The sequence below is a fragment of the Parapontixanthobacter aurantiacus genome (assembly GCF_009827635.1).
Lineage (GTDB): Bacteria > Pseudomonadota > Alphaproteobacteria > Sphingomonadales > Sphingomonadaceae > Parapontixanthobacter > Parapontixanthobacter aurantiacus.
The window spans coordinates 204,347-218,618 of the sequence record NZ_WTYW01000003.1 but is presented as its reverse complement, the minus strand read 5'-3'; the positions used below and the strand labels follow the sequence as shown (position 1 = coordinate 218,618).

The 14,272-nt window shown below is 59.7% G+C and carries 14 protein-coding genes; 11 read left to right on the top strand and 3 right to left on the bottom strand.

All coding sequences use genetic code 11. The features are described from left to right. Position 1: 1 nt before the first annotated feature. Both GRI38_RS11450 and GRI38_RS11445 read right to left on the bottom strand, forming a co-directional pair. Positions 2-451: a hypothetical protein gene (locus GRI38_RS11450; RefSeq protein ID WP_237487515.1), complete on the bottom strand. Its 450-nt coding sequence runs from the start codon at positions 449-451 to the stop codon at positions 2-4. A 113-nt stretch (positions 452-564) separates the two neighbouring features. After that, positions 565-825, bottom strand: coding sequence for a zinc-finger domain-containing protein (locus GRI38_RS11445; RefSeq protein ID WP_160684338.1), 261 nt, complete (start codon positions 823-825; stop codon positions 565-567). Between the two features lie 101 nt (positions 826-926). Between GRI38_RS11445 and GRI38_RS11440 the strand changes: the two genes are divergently transcribed. From GRI38_RS11440 to GRI38_RS11395, 10 genes are all read left to right on the top strand, one after another. Next, positions 927-1,883, top strand: a complete 957-nt coding sequence (locus GRI38_RS11440) for an ABC transporter ATP-binding protein (protein ID WP_160683969.1) — start codon at positions 927-929, stop codon at positions 1,881-1,883. After that, entirely contained in the window at positions 1,880-3,466 is a 1,587-nt protein-coding gene (gene nadB / locus GRI38_RS11435) for an L-aspartate oxidase (RefSeq protein WP_160683966.1), read from the top strand. The genes GRI38_RS11440 and nadB overlap by 4 nt, the downstream gene beginning before the upstream one ends. Before the next feature lie 150 nt (positions 3,467-3,616). Beyond that, entirely contained in the window at positions 3,617-3,895 is a 279-nt protein-coding gene (locus GRI38_RS11430) for a hypothetical protein (protein WP_160683962.1), read from the top strand. 665 nt (positions 3,896-4,560) lie between these two features. Then, a complete protein-coding gene (locus GRI38_RS11425; RefSeq protein ID WP_160683959.1) occupies positions 4,561-5,055 on the top strand; it encodes a TonB family protein in 495 nt (164 codons plus the stop codon). 312 nt (positions 5,056-5,367) lie between these two features. Continuing rightward, positions 5,368-5,889 carry a hypothetical protein gene (locus tag GRI38_RS11420; RefSeq protein ID WP_160683956.1) on the top strand — a complete coding sequence of 174 codons (522 nt, stop codon included), beginning with the start codon at positions 5,368-5,370 and terminating at the stop codon, positions 5,887-5,889. Positions 5,890-6,350: 461 nt separating this feature from the next. Then, positions 6,351-8,405 (top strand): ribonucleoside-diphosphate reductase subunit alpha, encoded by a 2,055-nt coding sequence (locus GRI38_RS11415; RefSeq protein WP_160683953.1) that lies wholly within the window; start codon positions 6,351-6,353, stop codon positions 8,403-8,405. A gap of 12 nt (positions 8,406-8,417) precedes the next feature. After that, positions 8,418-8,591, top strand: coding sequence for a hypothetical protein (locus GRI38_RS11410; RefSeq protein WP_160683950.1), 174 nt, complete (start codon positions 8,418-8,420; stop codon positions 8,589-8,591). A gap of 47 nt (positions 8,592-8,638) precedes the next feature. Beyond that, positions 8,639-8,854 (top strand): hypothetical protein, encoded by a 216-nt coding sequence (locus GRI38_RS11405; RefSeq protein ID WP_160683947.1) that lies wholly within the window; start codon positions 8,639-8,641, stop codon positions 8,852-8,854. A gap of 79 nt (positions 8,855-8,933) precedes the next feature. Further along, positions 8,934-10,028: an acyltransferase family protein gene (locus GRI38_RS11400; RefSeq protein ID WP_160683944.1), complete on the top strand. Its 1,095-nt coding sequence runs from the start codon at positions 8,934-8,936 to the stop codon at positions 10,026-10,028. 182 nt (positions 10,029-10,210) lie between these two features. Beyond that, the gene (locus GRI38_RS11395) at positions 10,211-11,029 is read left to right on the top strand and encodes an FkbM family methyltransferase (RefSeq protein WP_237487514.1); all 819 of its coding nucleotides are present in this window, start codon (positions 10,211-10,213) and stop codon (positions 11,027-11,029) included. Positions 11,030-11,336: 307 nt separating this feature from the next. Here GRI38_RS11395 and GRI38_RS11390 read toward each other — a convergent pair whose 3' ends face one another. Continuing rightward, positions 11,337-11,573, bottom strand: coding sequence for a DUF2171 domain-containing protein (locus GRI38_RS11390; protein ID WP_160683941.1), 237 nt, complete (start codon positions 11,571-11,573; stop codon positions 11,337-11,339). Between the two features lie 838 nt (positions 11,574-12,411). Here GRI38_RS11390 and GRI38_RS11385 point away from each other — a divergent pair. After that, entirely contained in the window at positions 12,412-12,957 is a 546-nt protein-coding gene (locus GRI38_RS11385; protein ID WP_160683938.1) for a DUF4287 domain-containing protein, read from the top strand. The last annotated feature ends 1,315 nt before the right edge of the window (positions 12,958-14,272 follow it).

Genomic DNA, 14,272 nt, shown 5'->3' with positions numbered 1-14,272 from the left:
CCTAGCCGTCGAATTCCGTCTCCTCGACCTCGCGATAGGGAATGAAGTCCTCGAGGAAAACATTGCCGGAATAGAAGTTCGAACCGCGGTCGCGTGTCGTCACATTGTCGAGTCGGCAGAGGCGATTCGGGCTCGTACCGAACTTGCGGATCACGAGATAGTCGTTCTCGTCGAGCGAGCGCGGATTGCGCGTGAAGTTCACCCAGATCGTGCCGCCTTCGCGAATGACGAGCGCGGTCTTGTCGATCACTTCGAAACCGCGGCTGGCAAAGGTCCGCACGCAGCTTTGCGGTTCGCCCGGAACGCGGCCTTCCAGCATTTCTGCCAATTCGCGTTCGCCCTCGGTCATTTCGGGCGTGTCGCTATCTTCGTCCTGAGCGATGGCGGGGGCCGCCAGGCCAAGTGTCGCGGCGACGCCGAACGTCGCGGCAAGATGTGCAAATCGTGTCATCGTCTGTCTCCTGCTCCCCCCCAATTGTGATGCCATCTATAGCATATCGAGATGAATGAGCGAAAAACGAATTTGTAGCCCGGTCGCCCGAACGTAGCCGCCGGATGGTCCGCTTACCGGTGGCCGGGATCGGCTCCTTCCGAAATGTCCCGCAAGGCTGCCTGATCGACGCCGTCCGCCGGCCCGCCTACGAGGACGAAGCGGCGGTCGCAGTAACCGCAATCGACGTAACCGTGTTCGTCGATCTCCAGCCAGATGCGCGGGTGGCCGAGCGCAGCCGGACGAAAGGCCGCGCCCCCGCGAATGTTGCTGGCGCCGTCGCAACTGACGCGGCGCTGGTCGGTCCTAATGACTTCGGGTGGCGGTATGTTCATGGGTGAGGGGCGATACTGCGATGCGCGAGGCGAGGCAAGCGGTTCACGCGCCTCGCCAAGACGCTTGATGCCGGGCGGGGCCATGCCTAAGCGCTTCGTTCATGACCGACTCCAAGCTGCACCAGCCCGCAATCCGCATCGACAATCTGGTCAAGCGCTACGCCGGGCAGCAGGGCGAGGAAGGCAAGCTCGCGTTGAAGGGCGTCAGCTTCGACGTTCCGCAGGGCGGTGTCTTCGGGCTGCTCGGCCCGAACGGAGCCGGCAAATCGACGCTCATCAACATCTTGTCCGGTCTCGTGAACAAGACCGGCGGCTCGGCCAGCGTATGGGGTTTCGACATCGACAGCCATACGCGCAATGCGAAACGCTCCATCGGTATCGTCCCGCAGGAAATCGTCTTCGACCCCTTCTTTACGCCCTACGAGGTGCTGGAAAACCAGGCGGGTTTTTACGGCATACCGAAAGCCGATCGGCGCAGCGAGGAACTGCTCGAGGCGGTGCGCCTGTCGGACAAGCGCGATGCCTATGCCCGCACGCTGTCGGGCGGGATGAAGCGTCGCCTGCTCATCGCCAAGGCGATGGTCCACTCGCCGCCCATCCTCGTGCTCGACGAACCGACGGCAGGCGTCGATGTCGAGTTGCGACGGCAATTGTGGGAGCTGGTCAACGATCTCAACGCGCGCGGAGTCACCATCGTCCTTACGACGCATTATCTCGAAGAGGCCGAGCAGCTATGCGACCGCATCGCGATCATCAATCACGGCGAACTCATCGCGAACAAGCCGACGCGCGAGCTCGTCGAGATGGCGCGGGAGAAGATCGTGGTCGTGACGGCAGATAGCGACATTGCGACAACGCCGCAGGACGCAGCCTTTTCGAAGGTCGAGCAGACGACGCCGCGCACGCTTGAGATTACGTACGACAAGGACCGCACGAGCGCCGGGCAGGTGCTCGCGCGCCTGCAGGAAAAAGGGGTCGTGGTCGAGGACGTTACGACCCGCGAGGCGGATCTCGAGGACGTGTTCGTCTCGCTGACCAGCGCGGGCGACAGCGAATGAGCGGGGCGCCGCACGATGTCCTTGTCATCGGCTCGGGCGCCGCGGGGCTGACTGCGGCGCTCGAACTGGCGCAGCACAAGAAGGTTCTCGTGCTTGCCAAGGGCTCCCTTACCGGCGGCAGCACGGCCTGGGCGCAGGGCGGCATCGCGGCGGTGCTCGATGCGGGCGACACGTTCGAAGATCATATCCGCGACACGATGGTCGCCGGGGCGGGTCTCAACCGGCGCGAGACGGTGGAATTCGTCATCGAACACGCGCCCGAGGCAATCGCGCGCCTCATCGAACTGGGTGTCCCGTTCAACGAGGATTCGGGCGATCTACACCTGACCCGCGAAGGGGGCCATTCGCACCGCCGGATCGTCCATGTGAACGATGCGACGGGCTGGGCCGTGCAGGAGGCCCTGCTGAAGGCGGCCGAGGCCAATCCGAACATTACCCTGCTGCCGGGGCGGACCTGCATCGACCTTATCACGGGACGCAACGGCGAGACCTATTCGGGTTCCGGCCGGGTCTGGGGCGCTTATGCGCTCGACGAGGCAAGCGGGAAGGTCGAGGCCCATGTCGCAAAGGCGACAATCCTTGCGGCGGGCGGGGCGGGGCGCTGCTATCTCTTCTCGACCGCGCCGCGCGGCGCGACGGGCGATGGCATCGCGATGGCCTGGCGCGCGGGCTGCCGCGTCTCGAACATGGAGATGATGCAGTTCCACCCGACCTGCCTTTACAATCTCGAGGTCAAGAACTTCCTGATTACGGAGGCCGTGCGCGGTGAGGGCGGGCGGCTCTATCACCCCGAAACGGGGCACCGCTTCATGGCAGATTACGATGCCGAGCGCATGGAACTTGCACCGCGCGACGTCGTCGCCCGCGCGATCGACGACCAGATCAAGCGTTACGGCCTCGATTTCGTGCATCTCGACATCACGCATGAGAGCCCGGAATTCGTGAAGACGCACTTCCCGACAATTCATGAGAAGCTCTCGGGCCTCGGCATAGACATGACGAAGGAGCCGATTCCCGTGGTTCCGGCGCAGCATTATACTTGCGGCGGCGTACTGGTCGGGCTCAATGCACGCACGGACCTGCCCGGCCTGTGGGCGGCTGGGGAGTGCACCGAAAGCGGCTTGCACGGGGCGAACCGGCTCGCTTCCAACTCTCTGCTTGAATGTTTCGTCTTCGGCGAAGCCGCGGCGCAGGACATCCTTTCCTGCTGGGACGAGATGGACGAACCGCCGGCCATCCGTGAGTGGGACGAAAGCCGCGTGACCGATTCCGACGAAGAAGTCGTCATCAAGCAGAACTGGACCGAAATCCGGCGGTTCATGTGGAACTATGTCGGGATCGTGAGGACGACAAAGCGGCTCGAACGGGCGGCGCACCGGATCGAATTGCTGAGCAACGAGATCGAGGATTATTATGGCAGTTTCCGCGTCACGACCGATCTCATCGAATTGCGCAATCTCCTTCAGGCAGCGGACCTGATCGTGAAATCGGCGCTTCGTCGGCATGAAAGCCGCGGACTGCATTTCACGCTCGATTACCCCGAAACCCTGCCGGTTGCCGAGGATACGGTGCTCGTTCCGTAAAACTTTGCGGCGAAATTATGGCTAAAGTTGGAACGCGATGGTTGTCCGCGGGTTTCCTTTTCGATAGCCGTACGAATTCCGGTGCGCTTTCAACACTATGCCGGAACCGCGAAGACCGCGACAACAAGGCGGCCCAACAGGAGAAACATTTTGAAACGTCTGATCACACTTTCCGCCCTTCCCGCGCTTGCCCTCGTTGCCGCGTGTGGCCAGGACAGCGCAGTCGAGGAAACGGGCGATGCGCTCGAAGAACGCGCTGACGCCGTCGAGAACATTGGTGACGACCGTGCAGGTATGCTCGAAGAGCGTGCCGACGAAGCAGCTACCGATGCGCGCGAAGATGCACTGAACGCCCGCGCTGAAGAAATCGACGACATCGGTGACGAGCGCGCCGACGCGATCAACGAAGTCGCCGACGAAATGGAATAAGCAATCGCGCTTCGCGATTATCGCGAAACGTTGATGAGCTGACGGAGGCCTCGCCCGTGATGGGCGGGGCCTTTGCTGTTTGGGGCGCGATACGAGGCGCTAATCGGGACGAGCGAACCCGAGTCGCAAAACGGGACAATTGGCGTTGTTAGTGATGTTGCCAGCGCCGGAACGATTGTTCCTCTCGATTGGCATGACTCCCGACAGGTTCGCAATGGACGTTGCCAAACCGGCTTCGAATGTTGCGAATGTTCGCTCTGCCATCGCAAATTGTTCTAAATTGTGTATTTACTCTGGTCACCGCGAAAGTGTCATCCGACCGCAGCAGGCGAGACCTTTCCCGCAACGATGCGTCTGAAAACGCTTGGGAACAGGAGGATATGCCATGAAGATCTTTGCGCCGCCCGGCTAACGCCAACGAGTTTGCCGTCGCGCTTCTCGAAAAAAATGTGCGAACCATGACGCCCGTCACGGCGGCGGGCACCCAACCAGACTAACAATGCTCCCCGTGCAATGATGCACGAACAAACCAAAGGGATGATGCGCGGTCCGCAGACGTGCGCTGTTCCGATCGGCCTTTACCGGCCTTCGCATTCTTTCGGTCGCATCTCGCGAAGATGCTTTTTGGACAAGGTCGATCATCCACTCAAAGAAGGATGATCAAAATGAAGAATGTACTTACTGCGGCAACCATTTCCGCCATCGCCTTGATTGCTACCCCGCTCGCTGCACAGAACGTGCAGGTAGGAGAGCCGATCGTCGTTTCCTCAAACATGACCCTCGACCAGTGGGCCGAGATCGTGTCGCAGGATCTGGCAGAGCAGCTCGACCGCATGAGCACGCTTCCCTTGCGCGATCAGCCCAACGGCGTCGTCCAGGTGCGCTTTACCTGTGACGAAGACGGCAAGCCTGCCAATATCGCCGTCTATCGCAGCTCGGGCGAGCATGGCATCGAACGGCTTGGCAAGCGCGCCGTGAAGCGCCTGAAGGCATTGCACCCGATGCCGGAGGTAGCGAAGAACGGTCAGCCCTTCCTCGCGAATATCGTGTTCGCCGATAGCTACGAACAGGAACGCGAGCTGTTCGCGAAGCTGGCTGATATGGAAACCGAGCGGCTCGCCTCCAATGGCGAAGCGCGCACTTACATCGCGCTGAAGTAAACCGCCCCTCTTCCGGTCGAACATGACCGGCAAGGGCACGGCGCCGACCGTCTTTCTCGCTGCGGGAGAGGGATGGCGGCGCCGTGTTGCGTTTGAGGGTAGGCGGGTTTTGCCAGCATGGGAAGCGTTAATTCCAGCAAGAACAATCGCTTGCCGCGCCGAGCGCTCAAATCCGTGGTTTCCGGGCGCGTTTCGGCCCTGAAGCGGAACGCAAGGGATGGCGGGGGATTGGTTCGATCGTAACCCCTTGAAAAGAAATGCGCCGCCGACTGCCTGACGTTTCGCGCGCCGCCCGCCCCGGAGACACCGCAAATGCCGAACATTTTCCCCAAGCTCGCCGCTGCTTTCGCTGCGTCCGCCCTCGCTGCAGCGCCGCTGGCCGCACAGGACTACGATTTCGATCGCGATGACGATGATGGTATCGGAGCCGAGGAAGTGATCGCCGGCGCCGTGATCCTCGGCGGTCTGGCCGCGATTCTTGGCGGAGGCGACGACGATGACGATTATCGCGACGACTATTACTATGACGACCGCTATGACGGGCGCTACTACAACAGTGAATATCGCGGCGACTATACGCGCGAGCTGATCGAACGCTGCGTTTATGTAGCCGAGAACGAGGCACGGCGCTGGGGTCCGGCCAACGTCACGCAGATCGAGGACGTCGACCGCGACGGGCGCTATCTCAAGGTAGAGGGTGATATCAGCATCGCCGGCACCTACGATCGGCGCGGCTGGAACGACTATGATTACGACGAGGGTGAAGAGGGCGAGTTCGAATGCATCATCGACCGCCGCGGCCGGGTCACGGACATCGATTTCGATGGCCTCTGATTCTTTGTAAGGGGGAGGGGCGCGCGCGGGTCTCGCCGCGACTTATCCCCCTGTCGAAAATTTTATTTTTTGCCTTGCCTTTTGGGTAAAGCCAGCAGCGTCCACGCGTCGCACCGTCATGCCTTCGCAACACGGCGAGCAGCCTGTCGACATTTATGGTTGAGGCATCGTTCACCCTCTTGCATCCGTTCTCAAGCTGATTCATGATTTAGTGGTGACCTGAGGGGGGTCACACAAATCCTTGTGGTTTGTCGCGGAAATCCTGCATTCTCGCGGCGGTTGCAGGGACAGGTGCGTGTATCGGGACGGGTGGCCGGTCTGACCGGAAGAATATCCTGAACGATGTGCGCGAAGCGGGCACACAGGCGTCGAGACGGCGGCTTGCGCGACGAGAACAAAATTGGAACAAATGGGCTTGGCACGACTCGTCGGCCCGTGTCAGAAGGATGGGGCGACAAGGCATGGATTTCAGAAGCGGGGACGAGGCGAACATGGACGTTGGCAGTGGCGAGGACCTGACGATCCAGGATCGCGGCGATGCGTCCGCGACCCCCCAAAGCGATAAGAAGAAGGCGGCAGTTGGCATGGAAACGGAAGACAGGGGCAGCGAAGAACTGCTCTCGGAAAAGGCGAATGCGGCGCTGGCCGACGCGGTATCTGCCGCAGCCAAGGCGAATGCGGCAAAGGACGACAGCAAGAAGATCAACGATCGCCGCTTCGATGTCACGACCGACGCGTCCCGCGACGACCTGCTCACGGAGTTCGGCAAGGACACGCTGATCGACCGCTATCTCTTGCCGGGCGAATCCTTTCAGGATCTCTTCGCGCGCGTCGCCGATGCCTATGCCGACGATGCCGACCATGCGCAGCGGCTCTACGACTATATCTCGAAGCTGTGGTTCATGCCTGCGACGCCGGTCCTGTCGAATGGCGGCACCAATCGCGGCCTGCCGATCTCCTGCTATCTCAATTCCGTATCCGACAGCCTCGACGGGATCGTCGGCACGTGGAACGAGAATGTCTGGCTCGCTTCCAAGGGCGGCGGCATCGGCACCTATTGGGGCAATGTGCGCGGCATCGGCGAACCCGTCGGTTTGAACGGCAAGACCAGCGGCATCATTCCCTTCGTACGCGTGATGGACAGCCTGACGCTCGCGATTTCGCAAGGCTCGCTCCGGCGCGGTTCGGCCGCGTGTTACCTCGACGTCTCGCATCCCGAGATCGAGGAGTTCCTCGAAATCCGCAAGCCGTCGGGCGATTTCAACCGCAAGGCGCTGAACCTGCATCACGGCGTCCTGCTGACCGACGAATTCATGGAAGCGGTCCGTGCGGGCGAGAAGTTCGACCTCAAATCGCCCAAGACGGGCGAGGTGCGCGGCACGGTCGACGCGCGCAGCCTGTTCCAGAAGCTCGTCGAGACGCGATTGGCGACGGGTGAGCCCTATATCGTCTTTTCCGACACGGTGAACCGCATGATGCCCAAGCATCATCGCGATCTCGGCCTGAAGGTCTCCACCTCGAACCTGTGCAGCGAAATCACGCTGCCGACCGGCATCGACCACCGCGGCGAGGATCGCACGGCGGTCTGCTGTCTCTCCTCGCTCAACCTCGAGAAGTGGGACGAGTGGAACGGCGACAAGCAGTTCGTCGAGGACGTCATGCGCTTTCTCGACAACGTCCTTCAGGATTATATCGACCGCGCTCCCGAAGAGATGGCCCGGGCGAAATATTCCGCCATGCGCGAGCGCAGCGTCGGTCTCGGCGTGATGGGCTTCCATTCCTTCCTGCAATCGAAGAACCTGCCGCTCGAAGGGCCGATGGCGAAGGTGTGGAACCTCAAGATGTTCAAACACATCCAGTCGCGCGCGTCGGAGGCGTCCATGCTGCTCGCGCAGGAGCGCGGCGCCTGTCCCGATGCCGAGGAAATGGGCGCGATGGAGCGGTTCTCCTGCAAGATGGCGATTGCGCCGACGGCCTCGATCTCGATCATTTGCGGCGGCACAAGCGCCTGCATCGAGCCCATTCCGGCGAACATCTATACGCACAAGACGCTGTCGGGCAGCTTCGTCGTGAAGAACCCCTATCTCGAGAAATTGCTGCGCGAGAAATCGAAGGATTCCAACAATGTCTGGAACTCGATCCTCGAAAACGGCGGCAGCGTGGGGCATCTCGACTTCCTCTCGGCAGAGGAAAAGGCGGTCTTCAAGACCAGCTTCGAGATCGATCAGCGTTACCTGCTCGAATTCGCCGCCGACCGCGCGCCCTATATCGATCAGGCGCAGTCGCTGAACCTGTTCATTCCCGCCGATGTCGACAAGTGGGACCTGATGATGCTTCACTTCCAGGCTTGGGAGAAGGGCATCAAGTCGCTCTATTATCTCCGCTCGAAATCGGTGCAGCGCGCCGGGTTCGCCGGCGGGGTCGAGGCCGACAATACGAAGGAAGCCACCAAGTTCGAGCTGGCCGCCGGGGCCGGCGAGCAGACCGATTACGAGGAATGTCTGAGTTGTCAGTAGGGTAGCCGCCCGATGGACTTACGCCTGATCGTAACGATCATCGTGGCCATTGCGGCGCTGGCTTTCGTCGTGCGCGGGGCGCTGTCGATAAAGGCTGGTCATCGCGAGCGGGCGGGCAAATACATGATGCTGGGCGCAAGCCTGCTCATGCTCATGACGGTGATCCTGCTGCTATCGCAGGATTGAATCTACGAACGCGCGGGTCTGGAAGGCAAAAAGGAGAAGAACGCATCATGCTGACAGTTGCCGTCGTCCTCATGCTGGTCGCCGCCGTGCTGATGGGAGCGGCTGCGAAGAAGCAGCCCGATCCGGCGCGCCAGAAAACGTTTCGTCGGCTCTCGCTTGCCCTAGCGATCGGCGGTCTGGCCTTGGCTCTCGTCGATCTGACCGATACGATCGACGACCATTCGGACAACCCGGAAGAAGCAGTCGGCGAACTCGCTCGCTAAGCCGAACTGCAATGCTCCGACCTTCTGGCCGGCAGGCGGCATCTTCCTTTCGGTAACCTGTTCGCCCTATAGCGGCGGGATGACGAATACCCGGTCCCCCGATACGAGCGACATGACGCCTGCGACCGGCGCAGCCGAGGCGACTGACGCGCCGAAGCGCGACATGGTGTTCCCGGTCGATGGGCGAAGCGCCAGGGCGAGCAGCCATCTTGCGATCCTCGACGGGTGGCGCGCGCTCTGCATCCTGCTGGTCATCGCCGGACACCAACTGCCTCTCAACGCAATCCTGCCAGGCGCGAACGACGCCGCCGGGGCGGGCGGCATGGCGATCTTCTTCACCCTTTCCGGTTTTCTCATCACGCGCTTCCTGTGGCAGCGCCCGCAGGTAAAACCGTTCCTCATCCGGCGCGTTTTGCGGATCCTTCCGCTGGCCTATCTCGCGATGGCGATCCTCTATTTCGCGGAAGGCGCCGATCGCAGCGTGTCCGAACTGATCGCCAATCTCCTTTTCTACATGAACCTGCCGCCCTCGCAGCTGATGACGGGCGGGGCACATCTGTGGAGCCTTGCGGTCGAGATGCAGTTCTACGTTGCGGTCGCGCTGATCGCCGCGCTGGCAGGCAAGCGCGGGCTCTACGTGCTCCCCATCCTCGCCCTGTGCGTGACGGGTGCGCGCATTGCCGCCGGGGAGACGACCAGTATCGTCACCTGGCACAGGGTCGACGAGATCCTGGCCGGTGCGACGCTCGCATTGCTATACCTCGGTGCATTCGGCGAACGAGCGCAACGACTCTTTGCGAAGAACAATTTCTACGTGCTGGCGGCGTTCGCATTGGTCTGCACCTTCTTTCACGAGACGCCGCTTGCCTACGCCCGGCCCTATACGGTGGCGGCAATGGTCGGCATCACCCTTTATCACGCACCGCGCTGGCTCGACCGGGTGTTCTCATCCCGCCCGGCCGCCTACATCGCCAAGATATCCTATGCGCTTTACGTGTTTCACGTAATGCTCGATCACACATGGCTGGGTTCGGGCGACGTCACGGAGAAATACCTGAAACGCCCGCTCCTGTTCGCGGCAACCTGGGCGGCGGCGCACCTCTCCACCTTCTATTGGGAGCAACGCTTCATCGATCTGGCCAAGCGTTGGAGCACGCCCGCCAAGCGGAGTTGAAGAACGGCGGCAGGCGCCGAGGATATTCGTTAAATCTCAAGCACGCGCATTAATTGGTTGGCATGATGTTTTCCCGTAATGGAGCAATTACTTATTTACTGACGTCGCGACTTTGATCTACGCTCCCATTCGTGCTTCATCGTCGGACCCGGACAGCAGGCGACGAGGGAGGCGGGGAAACGATGAGCAATGCGCTACGGCAAATGGACACCGTTGAGGATGCGAGGGTAGTCATGCGCCCCAATTCGGCCATGCGGTTCCTGAGGTCGGCACAGACCCATTTCCCGGCCATCCGCACGGCGAAATTCGGGGCCTATAATTTCGGAATGCGGCATTTCGGCTGGCGCATCCCGCCCGAGTTCAAGATCCTGGACCGGCTCGGCCCGATCGGCCTCGCACTCGATATCGGCGGGAATTGGGGACAGAGCATCCTCGCGCTGAAACGATGCGCCCGGCCCGAAAAGATCGTCTCTTTCGAGCCCAATCGCGATCTGGCGATCCGTTTGCAGGTGCAGTTCGAGGCCGATCCTTCGGTCGAAGTGCGCCCCCATGCCCTGTCCGATCGGCCAGGCCGGTTCGAGCTCTATGTCCCGCGCTATCGCAATTACGTCTATGACGGCCTTGCCTCGCTGAAACAGCAGGAAGCGCTCGAATGGCTGAACGAAGAACGCATGATGGGCTTCGATCGTTCTAAATTGTCGGTCGAGAGGCAGGACGTCGTCGTCGAACGGCTCGATGCACTGGACCTCGCGCCCGATGTCGTGAAGATCGACGTGCAGGGGGCGGAAGAACTGGTCGTGCGCGGCGGGATGCAGATGTTCGCCGCATGCCGACCGCTAACCATCATCGAGGCGCCGAGTGCATCGCTCGTCGAAGTCATGGCTGATTTCGGCCTTGCTGCGTTCACCTCCGACGGTCGTAATCTGACCAGCGGCTTCGAGGAAGGCGCGGACGTCGTTTTCGCCAGCGATGAGCATCTTCGCCGCATCCAGGGTGCATGACGACCAGCCGTCAATCGACCGGGCGTTCGGGACACGATTTAAAGGCGCCTGACGAAAAACCCCGCCCCTCGCTTCGCCTGTGACGAGAACGCGGGCCGGGGTTCGAGGTTGTCGCTACGGTTTCTTGCGATCTCGCAGCATGCTTGTCGACTTCGCTTCCATCGCCTGGACAAGTCATCCTTCAACCCGCAGCCTGCCCCGCAGTTCCGAAAGGGGGGCGGACGAGGTCCGAATTTGCAAACGTTGGACAAAAGAAAAGCCCCGAACCGCAATTGGTCCGGGGCTTTCTGGGGCAATTTACGTCAGATCAGGTCGTTGCCTTGTTCCCCAAGCCTTCGGGAATGCGTGCACCCTGCTTGAGATAAATACGGTTGTCGTCGATCTTCTCGACGCTGTCGAGCGGGATCATGTGGTGCATGGAATCCGCGCTATCGGACTTCGTCAGCTTGATTGTGTCGTTCTCGACGCCATCGACAGTTCCGACGTGCTGACCATTGGCATCGGCGACTTCCATGTGTTCCTTGATTCTCATCTTCTCGAACATGCTATTCCTTCCTTTGATTGCGGTTACACATAGTTAACGGCGCAGAAGGGGCAGCGTTCCGGGGTCTTGCGCGTCATGCCGCAGCTATCGCACGGCTTGTGAGAAAGCGGTCCTTCGAGCCATTGCAAGAGGGAAAATGGGAACGATGGGACGGGTCGGAACGCGCGGATTGCGTCGGACACTGAACGCCTCGTTCTGTCGAACTTCGGTGAGCAGCGCAGCTTAGATCGTCTGGTCAGTTTTCGGTCAAAGAACGAACGGTGCGTTAACGACTCCATTGCTGTCATTTGATCAACCCGCCATGCTGTTGTAATGGTGAGTCACTTCACGAACATATTAGCGGAACTGAACGCTGCCCGACCTCCCGCCACAATCGAACTGATGAAGCAAATAGGATGCATGGACTTCGCTTCAGTTTACGCTCAAGAACCGGAACTCGTTCTTGATGTCATTCTCCGGATTACCGCCGATAGCGCTGTGGCAAGCCACGATCTTTGAGATCCGAACCGAGCAAGTTATCTTGAAGCACTAAAGGTGATCTCTCGGAAATTGAACGAATTGAGCGGCAGTGCGTCAATCAATGCCGAACTCAGCAAATACCTGAGAAAGTTCGACCGCCAGCTTGCCGAGTTCGGCTAAAGTTCGCTTTCCTACTCCATGATCCGACATTCGCGGCGTTTGTACTTCCTTCCAATAGCGGACCGGCCTCTTCCGCTCTTCCTGGCCCGAAAGCGGACTGACGGCTAGCGACCCCATTGCGGACAATTGGCCAATCGTGTGATTAATGGCAAAATCATGTCGCGGGCTGGGGGTCGATTGGAAGGCAGGAGATCGAAGGATGGGAAGTTCACCCGAAGACCAATTGGCCACGATGCTGGCAAACATTCCCGATAAAACCGGGAAGTCTCTTCCCGAGTGGATCGAGATTATTGAGGAAAGCGGCCACGAAAAGCATGGAGCCATCCTCAAGTTTCTGAAGGCAGAGCATGGTGTAAGTCATGGCTTCGCTAACCTGATCGCATCGAGAGCGCGAGAGACAGGGGAGGAAGTGGATCTCGTGGCAGCCCAATATTCAGGCGCGAAAGAGTCGCTGCGACCGATCTATGAGGAAGTCATCACATTCGCCCAATCTCTGGGCCCTGATGTCGAAATTGCGCCCAAGAAAGCGAGCGTCAGTCTTCGACGGAAAAAGCAGTTTGCACTCATTACGCCAGCGACGAAGTCGCGGATCGATCTGGGAGTAGCACTGAAGGGCAACGAGCTGACTGATCGCTTGGAGACTTACAATGCGATGTGCAGTCACCGGGTGCGACTTGAGACAATTTCTGACTTTGATGACGAAGCGAAAGACTGGGTGAGGGAAGCCTATTCTCGTTCTGGCTGAACTCGCTAGTTGCGCGTCCGCTTTCCACCCCTATCAGGACGTTCGCAGGCGATGCGCTGCGCCCGAAAGCGGACTGCCCGTGGATGCTCCGACGATACTTAAGATCGAACAGGCGGGTTACGACCCAATCGCGGGCGAACGTTTCAATTCGCCGGGCGGGGCGCGCCATCATATTCGAAAGCTGACGCCTTCATTGCGATCGATCCGCTTTTGCTACAACCTCAGCGAATGCGACCTGCAAAACAAGCGCTCGTCTTCATGACCATTATGGCGGTTGCTTCTTGCGACGAAGCAAGCGGGGACGCATCCGAGGCGTCCTCAGTCGATTTGCCCTACTATGCGGAAGCTCCGATAACTCCAATCCCACAGAATGTCCGTTTCTTCGAGCGCCCGCAAATGCTTGCAGAAATGCGGCGAAGCAAAGGACCCACACCAGAGGTCGTTCTTCTGGAAAGCGACCCATGGGGGAAGGTTTTGGGATCGGAGTCGCCGCGATTTGCGCTCTATAGCGATGGCCAGGTGATCTATCGAACCGAAGCTGGCTTCCACTCGGTCCGCTTGAATGAAACAGACTTACTCTCGATCAGGAACTCTCTTTCAAACTAGATTCCCCCGAACTCTATGGGGAGTACAAAGTGGTTGGATCGACTGATCAACCAGACAACAGCCTGCTTATATATGGCAATCCGCCCGTATTTCTTACTGTCTACGGCTCGCTCGATGACAAGCAAGTCACTTCGCGACTTCCGGCAGCGGTAGTCAAAGCATTTAGCACGATAAGATCTTTCGAGTCCGCGCGATCAGAACCGTGGATGCCAGCAGAGATCGAGGTGATGATCTGGCCATACGAATACGCGCCCGAACCATCGATCCATTGGAAAGAGGACTGGCCCGACTTGTCTGGACCTTCGACTGTGCAGCGCGGAAACACTTATAGTCTGTTCCTGCCTTCCTCGGAGTTAGCCGAGATCGAAAGCTTTCTCGCTTCACGAAACCCGAAAGGAGCCATTGAGATAAACGGTCGAAAGTGGGCTGCTTCCTACCGCATGCCATTCCCACGAGAACGGCTTTGGATGGCCCCAAACCCTGAGGCTGAAGACTGATCAGCAAAAGCGATTGAAAGCCGCCTGTTGCCTTAATCAGACGTTCGCAGGTGAGGCGCTGCGCCTATAGCGGACTGCCTGTGAACGCTCTGCTGAGGCTGATGACATGATCGTATTTCAATAAAGCATCGTTGCATTTCCAGCGCCACTAGTGCCTAGGGCCACGTCGCTTTCTTAGTTCGCGTCCATTATAATCTATGCGGCGGAGCATT

Bases quoted from the DNA above. Each gene is read 5' to 3' on its own strand.
- nadB (WP_160683966.1), top strand. From the start codon at position 1,880: ATGAGCGGGGCGCCGCACGATGTCCTTGTCATCGGCTCGGGCGCCGCG.
- GRI38_RS11415 (WP_160683953.1), top strand. From the start codon at position 6,351: ATGGATTTCAGAAGCGGGGACGAGGCGAACATGGACGTTGGCAGTGGC.
- GRI38_RS11395 (WP_237487514.1), top strand. From the start codon at position 10,211: ATGAGCAATGCGCTACGGCAAATGGACACCGTTGAGGATGCGAGGGTA.
- GRI38_RS11385 (WP_160683938.1), top strand. From the start codon at position 12,412: ATGGGAAGTTCACCCGAAGACCAATTGGCCACGATGCTGGCAAACATT.
- GRI38_RS11420 (WP_160683956.1), top strand. From the start codon at position 5,368: ATGCCGAACATTTTCCCCAAGCTCGCCGCTGCTTTCGCTGCGTCCGCC.
- GRI38_RS11410 (WP_160683950.1), top strand. From the start codon at position 8,418: ATGGACTTACGCCTGATCGTAACGATCATCGTGGCCATTGCGGCGCTG.
- GRI38_RS11390 (WP_160683941.1), bottom strand. From the start codon at position 11,573: ATGTTCGAGAAGATGAGAATCAAGGAACACATGGAAGTCGCCGATGCC.
- GRI38_RS11425 (WP_160683959.1), top strand. From the start codon at position 4,561: ATGAAGAATGTACTTACTGCGGCAACCATTTCCGCCATCGCCTTGATT.
- GRI38_RS11445 (WP_160684338.1), bottom strand. From the start codon at position 825: ATGAACATACCGCCACCCGAAGTCATTAGGACCGACCAGCGCCGCGTC.
- GRI38_RS11405 (WP_160683947.1), top strand. From the start codon at position 8,639: ATGCTGACAGTTGCCGTCGTCCTCATGCTGGTCGCCGCCGTGCTGATG.
- GRI38_RS11450 (WP_237487515.1), bottom strand. From the start codon at position 451: ATGACACGATTTGCACATCTTGCCGCGACGTTCGGCGTCGCCGCGACA.
- GRI38_RS11400 (WP_160683944.1), top strand. From the start codon at position 8,934: ATGACGAATACCCGGTCCCCCGATACGAGCGACATGACGCCTGCGACC.
- GRI38_RS11440 (WP_160683969.1), top strand. From the start codon at position 927: ATGACCGACTCCAAGCTGCACCAGCCCGCAATCCGCATCGACAATCTG.